This window comes from Streptomyces sp. M-16, from assembly GCF_052114405.1.
GTDB lineage: Bacteria > Actinomycetota > Actinomycetes > Streptomycetales > Streptomycetaceae > Streptomyces.
Genome location: NZ_JBFRER010000219.1, coordinates 1 through 5,745 on the forward strand (window position 1 = coordinate 1; position 5,745 = coordinate 5,745).

6 protein-coding genes are annotated in these 5,745 nt (G+C 74.8%); 2 read left to right on the forward strand and 4 right to left on the reverse strand.

Features of this window, described 5'->3' with window-relative positions:
* From AB4039_RS41055 to AB4039_RS41070, 4 genes are all read right to left on the reverse strand, one after another.
* Positions 1–714, reverse strand: a 714-nt coding sequence (locus AB4039_RS41055) for a transglutaminaseTgpA domain-containing protein (protein ID WP_442273189.1), incomplete at its 3' end; no start/stop codon positions are given.
* Complete coding sequence (locus AB4039_RS41060) at positions 711–2,069, reverse strand: DUF58 domain-containing protein (protein WP_266838586.1); 1,359 nt, start codon at positions 2,067–2,069, stop codon at positions 711–713. The genes AB4039_RS41060 and AB4039_RS41055, both read right to left, overlap by 4 nt.
* Positions 2,069–3,079, reverse strand: coding sequence for an AAA family ATPase (locus AB4039_RS41065; RefSeq protein WP_266838585.1), 1,011 nt, complete (start codon positions 3,077–3,079; stop codon positions 2,069–2,071). Before AB4039_RS41065 ends, AB4039_RS41060 begins: the two co-directional genes overlap by 1 nt.
* A gap of 137 nt (positions 3,080–3,216) precedes the next feature.
* Positions 3,217–3,804 (reverse strand): beta-class carbonic anhydrase, encoded by a 588-nt coding sequence (locus AB4039_RS41070; protein WP_266838584.1) that lies wholly within the window; start codon positions 3,802–3,804, stop codon positions 3,217–3,219.
* A gap of 306 nt (positions 3,805–4,110) precedes the next feature.
* Here AB4039_RS41070 and rsmH point away from each other — a divergent pair, with 306 nt between their 5' ends.
* Together rsmH and AB4039_RS41080 are read left to right on the forward strand one after the other, a co-directional pair.
* Positions 4,111–5,040: a 16S rRNA (cytosine(1402)-N(4))-methyltransferase RsmH gene (gene rsmH / locus AB4039_RS41075; RefSeq protein ID WP_267089516.1), complete on the forward strand. Its 930-nt coding sequence runs from the start codon at positions 4,111–4,113 to the stop codon at positions 5,038–5,040.
* The gene (locus AB4039_RS41080; RefSeq protein WP_442273190.1) at positions 5,037–5,573 is read left to right on the forward strand and encodes a hypothetical protein; all 537 of its coding nucleotides are present in this window, start codon (positions 5,037–5,039) and stop codon (positions 5,571–5,573) included. The genes rsmH and AB4039_RS41080 overlap by 4 nt, the downstream gene beginning before the upstream one ends.
* The last annotated feature ends 172 nt before the right edge of the window (positions 5,574–5,745 follow it).

Consider the following 5,745-nt stretch of genomic DNA (forward strand, 5'->3'; position numbering starts at 1 on the left):
CGCCAGCCCCAGCGCGGCCACGCCGATCCGGCGGCCGGTGCGCGCGGGCGCCAGGGCCCGCCCGCCGCCGGAGCCGCCGCCGTAGCCCGAGGCGGCGGACACCCGCGTGCTCGGGGCCGCGCCGAAGACCCGGCCCCACTGGGCGAGCCGGTCGCGGCCCTCGGACAGCAGCAGCATCAGGTAGCCCGCGCCGGCCAACAGGAAGGCGAACCAGGAACCGCCCCGCTCCGCCGACAGCCCGGCCGCCACCGAGTACAGCGCCAGCAGCGGCAGTCCGGCCGCCGCGGCCGTGCGCAGCGTGACCGCCAGGACGTCGACCAGCAGGCCGATCAGCAGCACGCCGCAGAGCAGCAGCAGCCGGATGCCGTCCGTCAGGGGGGCCGGTATCGCGAACTCGCCGACGTCCCGCACGCCCTGCTGGAACAGCCCGCCGAAGTCGGTGACCAGGAAGGCCGTCGGCCCGCTCCCGGTGGAATCGGCCTTGCCCGCGAAGAGGAGGGCGAGCAGCAGCAGCGACACCAGCAGCTGCGCGCCCACGGTCAGCGGCCGGGCCAGCGGGATCCGCCGGCCCCCCGCCCCCACCGCCGCCTGCACGGCCAGCAGCGCGGCCGCCTGGAGCAGCCAGCCGGAGGTCTCCACCAGCGGGGCCAGCGACCAGGAGGTCAGCAGCGTCGCCAGCGCGGCGAAGAGCGTCACGCGCGTCCGCCCGCTCATACCAGGCCTCCGGGGGTCGTTCCCGTGCCGACGGGGGCGTTGCCCGCCTGCCGCCACAGATCGGCGAAGGCCGCGCCGGGCGGGACGGCCAGTGCCGTCCAGCCGGCGTCGCGCAGCCTGCGCAGCCGCTCTTCCACCCGCGAGGGCGCTGCGGCCCAGGTCGCGGAGTCCAGTACGAACGCCACCGCTCCCGCGCTGCGCTGCCGCATCCGGGCCGCCATTTCCGTCTGTACGTCGTCCAGGTCGCCGAAGAACGCGACGAGCAGGCCGTCCCCGCCCGAGCCGAGCCCGGCACCCGCCCCGCGCACGGCTTCGCAGGCGCGGGCGAGTCCGGAGCCCTCGGAGTGTCCGACGACCGCGAGGGTGTCCATCATCAGCCCGGCCGCCTCGGCGGACTCCTGCCCGCCCGAGGAGAAGCCGCCGGCGCCCTCGCCGGGCACCGAGTCGCCGGTGTCGGTCAGCAGCCGCACCGAGAACCCCTGCTCCAGGACGTGCAGCACGGTGGAGGCGGCGGCGGAGACCGCCCATTCGAAGGCGGAGTCGGGGCCCGCGCCCTCGTAGGCGCTGCCCCGGGTGTCGAGCAGGACGGTGGCCTTGCTGCGCTGCGGGGTCTCCTCGCGGCGCACCATCAGCTCGCCGTAGCGGGCGGTGGAGCGCCAGTGGACCCGGCGCAGGTCGTCGCCGCGCCGGTAGGTACGGGGGATCACGTCGTCGTCGCCGGACAGCGCGAGCGAGCGGCGGGTGCCCTCGCCGTAGCCGTTGGCCTCGCCGGTCATCCGGACCGCGGGCAGGGGCTCGGTGCGGGGGACGACGGTGAGGGTGTCGTAGGCGCTGAAGGACCGGGTGAGCTCGACCAGCCCGAAGGGGTCGGTCAGCCGGAGCTGGAGCGGGCCCAGGGGGTAGCGGCCGCGCAGATCGGAGCGGACCCGGTAGGAGACCTCGCGCTTGCCGCCGGCCTCGACCCGGTCCAGCACGAAGCGCGGCCGGGGTCCCAGTACGTAGGGCACCCGGTCCTGGAGCATCAGCAGCCCCGTGGGGACCCGGGAGACGTTCTCCAGCCGGAGCTGGACGCGGGCCTCGCCGCCGGCGGGCACCCGCGGCGGGGTCAGCCGCCGGTCGCCGGTGACCCGGTGGCGGGTGCGGTGCAGGGTCAGGACGCAGATCAGGGGCAGGGCGACGAGCAGCAGGCCGACGCGGAGCAGCTGGCCCTGGCCGAGTACGTACGCGCACCCGGCGGCGGCGGCTCCGGCGGCCAGGAACGAGCGGCCCCGGGTGGTCAGACCGGCCAGCGAGGCGCGCAGCCCGCCCGGGTCCCTCACCTGCCCGCCGGCGCCGCGCGGGGCACCGGCGCCCATCAGAAGCCCCGGATGCCCGCGCCGGGCGGCATCTCGCCGCGGGCGTGCGCGGCGGGGACGGGGGTGCGCTGGAGTATGTCCTGGACGACCTGCTCGGCGGTGCGCCGGTTGAGCTGTGCCTGCGCGGTGGGCAGCAGCCGGTGCGCGAGGACGGGCGCGGCCAGCTGCTGGACGTCGTCGGGCAGCACGTAGTCCCGGCCGGCCAGGGCGGCGGCGGCCTTCACTGCGCGCAGCAGGTGCAGGGTGGCGCGGGGCGAGGCGCCCAGGCGCAGGTCCGGGTGGCTGCGGGTGGCGGAGACCAGGTCGACGACGTAGCGGCGGACGGGCGGGGCGACGTACACCTCGCGGACGGCCTCGATGAGCTTGACGACGTCGTGGGCGTGCGCGACGGCGGTGAGGTCGTCGAGGGGGGAGACCCCGCCGTGGACGTCGAGCATCTGGAGCTCGGCCTCGGGGCTGGGGTAGCCGACGGAGACGCGGGCCATGAACCGGTCGCGCTGGGCCTCGGGGAGGGGGTAGGTGCCCTCCATCTCGACCGGGTTCTGGGTGGCGACCACCATGAAGGGGCTGGGCAGGGCGTAGGTGGTGCCGTCGATGGTGACCTGGCGCTCCTCCATCGACTCCAGCAGCGCCGACTGCGTCTTGGGCGAGGCGCGGTTGATCTCGTCACCGATGACGATCTGCGCGAAGATCGCGCCCGGCTTGAACTCGAACTCGCGGCGCTGCTGGTCGTAGATGCTGACGCCGGTGATGTCGGACGGCAGCAGGTCCGGGGTGAACTGGATGCGCTGGACCGAGCAGTCGATGGACTTGGCGAGCGTCTTGGCCAGCATGGTCTTGCCCACGCCGGGAACGTCCTCGATCAGCAGGTGGCCCTCGGCGAGGAGCACGGTCAGGGCGAGCCGGACGACCTCGGGCTTCCCCTCGATCACGCCCTCGACCGACTGGCGGATCCGCTCGGCCGTGCTGGTCAGATCAGCGAGGCTCGCTCGGTCGTCGTACGTGGTCACCTGGTTCTCCTCGGCCCTTTCCCAGGGCCGACGCTCTTGGCGCATGAACCGGCCCACCCCGAAACACGGACGCCGTTCCGGAGGGATTCCGGGGGGCGTCCCCCCGCATTCTTGACGCCGTCACGGCCCGGTGTCACTCACGAGGCGGGATCGATCTCCCGCAGTAGCCCCGTGTGCACGTCGAAGACGAAGCCTCGCACATCGTCCTTGTGGGGCAGGAAGGGGTTGGTGCGCACGCGCTGCATGGACTGGCGGACGTCCTGGTCCACGTCGCGGAAGGCCTCGACGGCCCAGGCGGGGCGCTGGCCGACCTCGTCCTCCAGCTCGTGCCGGAAGTCCTCGGTCAGGCTTTCGAGGCCGCAGCCGGTGTGGTGGATGAGTATCACCGTGCGGGTGCCCAGGGCGCGCTGGCTGATGGTGAGCGAGCGGATGGTGTCGTCGGTGACCACGCCGCCGGCGTTGCGGATGGTGTGGCAGTCGCCCAGCTCCAGGCCGAGGGCCTTGTGGAGGTCGAGGCGGGCGTCCATACAGGCCACGACGGCGACGTGGAGGACCGGGCGGGCGTCCATGCCGGGGTCGGTGAACTCCTCGGCGTACCGGCGGTTCGCTTCCACGAGGCGGTCGGTGACGGAGTCGCGGCCGGATGCCTCGGCGGCGGGGCTGGCGGGCAGGGATGCGGAAGTCGTCATGGTTACGACGTTAGTGGTCACAGCGCGGTGTGGCATGGAGTGAGGGGGGACAAAGAAGGTCAACGAGCCTTGTTGTGAGCTAACCCACAGGGGTGAGGCGGGCGCCCCCAACCGGGTGATTCGGGGCTTTTGCGTGTTCCCTGCGGGTGGGGCGCACCGGGCGCGGGGCGGTTCGTTGACCGCGGCGACCGTTGCACTAAAGTGACGCGAACCGGCCGGAGCCCGGCCCTCACCCGGCCGCCCGGCCCCCTGGTAAAACTCCGCGTGCGCGGCGCGGCGTACGCCTGCCGCGCCGTTATCTGAGAGGGCGCTTTGACTAGCGAGTCCCGACATGTCCCGGTGATGCTCCAGCGGTGCCTGGACCTGTTGGCCCCGGCGCTGGAGAGGCCGGGGGCCGTAGTCGTCGACTGCACCCTCGGCCTCGGCGGCCACAGCGAGGCCCTGCTGACCCGGTTCCCCGAGGCCCACCTGATCGGCCTGGACCGCGACAAGGAGGCCCTGCGGCTCTCCGGCGAGCGCCTCGCGCCGTTCGGCGACCGGGCCACCCTCGTCCACGCGATCTACGCCGACCTCGCCGAGGTGCTCGACGGCCTGGGGATCCCGGCCGTCCAGGGCATCCTCTTCGACCTGGGCGTCTCCTCCATGCAGCTCGACGAGGCCGACCGCGGGTTCGCCTACGCGCAGGACGCGCCGCTGGACATGCGCATGGACCAGACGACCGGCATCAGCGCCGCCGAGGTCCTCAACACCTACGCCCCCGGCGAGCTGGTGCGCATCCTGCGCCAGTACGGCGAGGAGAAGCAGGCGAAGCGGATCGTCTCGGCGGTCGTGCGGGAGCGGGAGAAGGAGCCCTTCAGCAACAGCGCGCGGCTGGTGGAGCTGATCCGGGACGCGCTGCCGCAGGCCGCCAAGCGCACGGGCGGCAACCCCGCCAAGCGGACCTTCCAGGCCCTGCGCATCGAGGTCAACGGCGAGCTCTCCGGGCTGGAGCGCGCCATTCCGGCGGCGGTCGACCGGATCGCGGTCGGCGGGCGGATCGCGGTGCTCTCGTACCACTCGCTGGAGGACCGGCTGGTCAAGCAGGTCTTCGCGGCGGGCGCCACCTCCACGGCCCCGCCCGGACTGCCGGTCGTACCCGAGAAGTACCAGCCGAAGCTGAAGCTCCTGACGCGCGGGGCGGAGCTGCCCACCGAGGAGGAGATCGCCGAGAACCGGCGGGCCGCCCCGGCCCGGTTCCGCGGCGTCGAGCGCATCCGCGAGGCGCGGCTGTGACCCCGGCGGGCCGCTTCCCGGGCGGCAAGGCCGGCAGGGCGGCCCGCCTCGTCCGGGTGCGGCCCGCCGCCGCCACGGCGGGGCAGGCGGCCCGGATGCCGTTCGTCCTGCTGGTGGTGGCGCTCCTCGGCGGCGGGCTGATCAGCCTGCTGCTGCTGAACTCCGCCCTCAACCAGGGCTCCTTCCAGCTGACCAGGCTGAAGAAGGAGACCACCGCCCTGACGGACGAACAGCAGGCGCTCCAGCGGGACGTCGACGGCTACTCCGCCCCGGACGCGCTCCAGCGCCGGGCGCACGAGCTGGGGCTGGTGCCGGGCGGCAGCCCCGTCTTCATCGGCTCCGACGGCAAGGTCGCCGGCGCCCCCACCCCCGCGGAGGCGCCGCCCGCGCCCGCGCCCCCGGCCGCCGCGCCGAGCCCGGTGCCGTCCCCGTCCCCGTCCGCGTCCGGCGGGGCCGGGGCGCCAGCGCCCGCCACCGGCCAGCCCGTGCCCCCGCCGGCCCAGCCGCAGCCCACCCCGACCCCAGGCAGGTGACGTCGTGACGCGGATCCCCGCGGGGCACCTCCCCGCCCCGCCCTTCGCCCGTTCCCCGGGCCCCACCCGGACCCGCGCCTCAAGCGCCGGCGGGGCCGGGAGGGGGCCCGCCCGTCAGGTGGTGGGCGCACCCCACGACCCGGCGCTCCGCGCCCGCGGGACCGCACCGGCC

Coding starts and splice junctions, on each gene's coding strand:
- AB4039_RS41060 (WP_266838586.1), bottom strand. CDS start 2,069: ATGGGCGCCGGTGCCCCGCGCGGCGCCGGCGGGCAGGTGAGGGACCCG.
- AB4039_RS41070 (WP_266838584.1), bottom strand. CDS start 3,804: ATGCCACACCGCGCTGTGACCACTAACGTCGTAACCATGACGACTTCC.
- rsmH (WP_267089516.1), top strand. CDS start 4,111: ATGCTCCAGCGGTGCCTGGACCTGTTGGCCCCGGCGCTGGAGAGGCCG.